Raw genomic sequence first — 3,424 nt, 5'->3', positions numbered from 1 at the left:
GAGTTCGAGGCCATAATGATGGATGCCGTCGGGTTGGCGGCATAAACCCCGGACTCAACCAAAGCTTCAGCAGACCCGGCGACGGTCGCCGGAGGGGGCGCCCGCAGGAGTAGGCGAAGCGCAGGTCCGGATCGAACAGGCAGGACGGATGGATGGGTTGTTCGATCCGGATGGATGCAGCGTACCTGGTCAACTTCCGGAATGCCCATCGGGTGCTGAAGCTGGCCTCGAAGGACCCTCATTTCTCTTCATGGCCTCGCCCATGGTGCCCATCGCGCGCCTGTCTAGAGGTCGCCGGATCCGGACCCTCGCGGGGCAGGATGGCCCAGGCGATGACGGCGACGGCGATGAGCAGCCCGGCGGCGGTCGTCATGGCGGCGGCGTAACCTGCCGTCACGGCCGCCGGGGAGGTGTCAGCGCCGGTCACGACGTGCGCGACGGTGCCGAGCGCGGTCAGCCCGAGGGTGGCGCCGAGCTGTCGCGCGCTGCTGAGCAGGCTCGACGCCGTGCCGATCTCGTGCGAGGCCACGCCGACCGTTCCGGTCGAGACGATCGGCCCGAGGCAGATCCCGAAGCCGACGCTCGCGACGATCGAGGGGCCGAGCACGTCGGCGGCGAAACCGCCGTCGGGCGAGATGAACCCGAACCAGGCGAACCCGGCCGCCGTCATGGCTGCCCCGCCGGCGATCAGAGCCCGCCTGCTGAACGTCTGGTCGATGCTGGCCGCGAGGAGGGATCCGGCGATGATCCCGAGCGCGAAGGGCAGGAACATCACGCCCGTCACGGCAGGGCCATGCCCGAGCACGTCCTGCATGTACAGCGACATGAGGTAGAAGGCCGAGGTGATCGACGCGCCGATCAGCAGGTTGCCCAGGTTCGCGCCGACCACCGACCGATTTCGCAGGAGCCCGAGCCGCAGCAGCGGGTCCGTCGTCGCGCGGTGCTCGACGGCGACGAACCCTGCCAGTAACCCCGCCGCGGCGACAAGGCACAGGAGCGTGTGTGGGGACGCCCAGGACTGACGGTCGGTGTTGACCACGCCGTAGACGAGCAGTGTCATCCCGGCCGTCGCGAGCACGGCCCCGGCGACGTCGATCCGGCCCCGCGCAGACCGCTGCCGGTCTGCCGCGACGCCGGTCCGGGTGAGGACCAGCGCGACCACCGCGACGGGGACGTTGACGAACATGACCCAGCGCCAGCCGACATACTCCGTGAGGACTCCGCCGACCAGCACTCCGAGCGCGGCTCCGAGGGCATTCATCGAGCTCCAGACACCGAAGGCACGCGCCCTGGCTGGCCTACCGGAAGGGAAGGTTGCGCTCAACACGGCCAGGGACGCCGGCTGAAGCGCGGCGGCGCCGATGCCCTGGACCGCGCGGGCCGCGATCAGGTGACCGGACGTGAGCGCGAAGCCTCCCGCGAGCGAGGCGATCCCGAAGAGCGCGAGCCCGGCCAGGAGCACTCTCCGGTGACCATACCGATCGGCCGCCTTTCCCCCGAGTAGCAGCAGCCCGCCGAAGGCGAGCGCGTAGGCGTGGATGAACCAGCTCAGCTCGACCGGTCCCGCGGCCAGGTCGTCGCTAATGCTCGGCAGGGCGACGTTCACGACCGACAAGTCGAGTGAGACCAGCAACTGCACCAGCGACACCGCCGCCAGAGTCACGTGCGGGCTCTCGTGACCACTCACGGTCACCTCGGTGCTCATCGCGCGCGTCTGGTGAACATTGCGGCCATCGCGAGCACGCCCACCACGCACGGTGCCAATAGGGCCCATCCGAAGGCGGGCGCGAGCCCGGTCACGCCGGAGGTGTCAGGGGTGACCAGGCCGGCAAGCGCGACCAGGATCCCGGCCGCGCACAGGACACCGCCGACCCATGCTGCGGCCCACCGCCGGCCGGTGTGCACGAGCAGCAGGGTCGCGCCCCAGCCGGCCATGCCGAGCACGCCGACGGAGACGAGGATCGCCACGTATGCCCCGGCAGCCGAATCGATCTGATCGGGTGGGTAGGAGGGATAGCCGACTTCGACCTGTCCCGCGAGGAGTCTTGTCGTTGACGGGTCGATGAACGCCCAGGCCGTAACCGCCGCGGTGACGGCAAGCCCCGCCCACAGCGCTGGCCGTACCCCTCGGCTCATTTCTGAACTTTGAGAGAGTGACTGTCTCATAGAAAGCCACTATACAGTGTCACTCCACACAAGAGCAAGTGACTTCCTTTTCGGGTGCTACTCTCTGTGTATGGCAGGTCTTCGTGAGCAGTGGCGGCGCAACGCGATGCAGGTGATCCAGCAGAGGGCTCTGGAGCTGTTCGAGGAGCGGAGCTTCGATGCGGTGACGATCGAGGAGGTCGCCGTGGCGGCCGGAGTGTCGCCCTCCTCGGTGTACCGCTACTTCGGCACGAAGGAGGGGCTGCTTGTCGTCGACGAGTTCGACGCGATGAGCGCTGACGAGGTCGCCGCGACCGTGGATCCCGTCGATCCGGTCGGGAGCCTGCTGCGCATGGTCCGCAGATATGAAGCGCCCGCAGATGGTGCTGCGGCGCTGCCGGACGCCTGGCGGCGGGTACCGTTCTTCTTCAGCGTCCCATCGGTGCGGGCGGCTCTTTTGGCGTCCGCAGACGCGACTGGGAAGCGGATCGCGCCCCTCATCGCGGAAGCAGGGACGTTCAGTCCGTCGCAGGCCCGCGTGCTCGCCAACGCGCTCACTTTCGGATACCTCGCGACCCTGGAACTGTGGTTCGACGACGGGCAGACCCGCCCCATCGCCGCCTACGTCGAAGAAGGCCTCGCCCCCTTACGGGCACTCTGGATCTAGCTGTAGTTGGGCATGACGTTGTCGACGCCGACGCCGACGCGGAGGCGTGAGGCCGGGGGCTGGTCGCCGCAGGCAGTGTAGAGCTGATGTCGGAGTCCAGGTGCTGCCACCAGGATCGACGGGCGACACGGCACCGCTTTCTGGCACGTTCTCGACTCATGGCTGCTCTGTCCGGGGGCGACGGTCGTGGTCGAAGCCGCTGCCTGGTCCGGTTCGCTGCGCGTGGTCACCGAGGAGCATCGACTGGGCGTCGCGTCGGTGCGGTGCCCGGTCCGGCGACGAGAGTGAACGGCATCGGCCCGCACGAGCCGGTGCGTACCGGCATCCGGCGATTTGTCACGTCCGCGACGGACGTCGAGGAGCTAGTATCTCACCCGGGGGGGGGCGGGCGCACGGCTCTGGCCCCTGAGTTCCACCGTCGTGAAGCACCGGGAACGGAGACGGCGACGGCGACGCGTTCCATGTAGACCGTTGAGCCGGTCCGTGAGCATAGCATGTTGTACGAATGTGAGGCCCACTTCTTTGCGCGTATCCGCTGTCCGGCTCAAAGTTCACGTTGCCGGGAGACCAGCGGTGCTGGCCGGTGCCGTCCATCGGCCACGCCTCGACGGG

General features: G+C 68.4%; 3 protein-coding genes. 1 reads left to right on the top strand and 2 read right to left on the bottom strand.

What is annotated here, in order from left to right; all coding sequences use genetic code 11:
- Positions 1 to 238: 238 nt before the first annotated feature.
- Together AC0KXF_RS15070 and AC0KXF_RS15065 are read right to left on the bottom strand one after the other, a co-directional pair.
- Entirely contained in the window at positions 239 to 1,705 is a 1,467-nt protein-coding gene (locus AC0KXF_RS15070) for an MFS transporter (protein ID WP_473109950.1), read from the bottom strand.
- Complete coding sequence (locus tag AC0KXF_RS15065; RefSeq protein ID WP_473109949.1) at positions 1,702 to 2,136, bottom strand: hypothetical protein; 435 nt, start codon at positions 2,134 to 2,136, stop codon at positions 1,702 to 1,704. The genes AC0KXF_RS15070 and AC0KXF_RS15065 overlap by 4 nt, the downstream gene beginning before the upstream one ends.
- 100 nt (positions 2,137 to 2,236) lie before the next feature.
- Between AC0KXF_RS15065 and AC0KXF_RS15060 the strand changes: the two genes are divergently transcribed.
- Entirely contained in the window at positions 2,237 to 2,812 is a 576-nt protein-coding gene (locus AC0KXF_RS15060; RefSeq protein WP_473109948.1) for a TetR/AcrR family transcriptional regulator, read from the top strand.
- The last annotated feature ends 612 nt before the right edge of the window (positions 2,813 to 3,424 follow it).

Source organism: Leucobacter holotrichiae, from assembly GCF_055791005.1.
The sequence above is the reverse complement of the archived record's forward strand: the minus strand, read 5'-3'. Positions and strand labels throughout refer to the sequence as shown.

Excerpts from the sequence above, each read along its gene's own strand:
- AC0KXF_RS15070 (WP_473109950.1), bottom strand. The coding sequence starts at position 1,705 with ATGAGCACCGAGGTGACCGTGAGTGGTCACGAGAGCCCGCACGTGACT.
- AC0KXF_RS15065 (WP_473109949.1), bottom strand. The coding sequence starts at position 2,136 with ATGAGCCGAGGGGTACGGCCAGCGCTGTGGGCGGGGCTTGCCGTCACC.
- AC0KXF_RS15060 (WP_473109948.1), top strand. The coding sequence starts at position 2,237 with ATGGCAGGTCTTCGTGAGCAGTGGCGGCGCAACGCGATGCAGGTGATC.